At 36.9% G+C, this 274-nt stretch carries 1 protein-coding gene; it reads right to left on the reverse strand.

The features are described from left to right. On the reverse strand, positions 1 to 170 hold a 170-nt coding region (gene ydfK / locus AC0L3J_RS38070; RefSeq protein ID WP_473350563.1), incomplete at its 3' end, for a cold shock protein YdfK. Positions 171 to 274 lie beyond the last annotated feature (104 nt).

Below are 274 nucleotides of genomic sequence, written 5' to 3' on the forward strand. Positions count from 1 at the left end.
TTGTTATCCAGCCATGATGTTTTCTTTATGTTTCCTTCAATGTAATCAAGCAATGTTCTGGTATTGATAGGTCTTCCCTGTTTTGCTACTTCCACTACAGCATCCCCTAGGATAATTCTTACTTCAGGAAGCTGCGCAGGGAACCACTTTAGGGTGTCTTTTGATTTCATGAAGATATTCCTTAAAATATTATTGATTTTCATTGCGATATTGTATGTCTGATTCAGGATATGTTGACTTATACATCGGTTTTGTCTGGGTTATTGGATATGCC

This window comes from Bradyrhizobium sp. Kon37 (genome assembly GCF_055807535.1).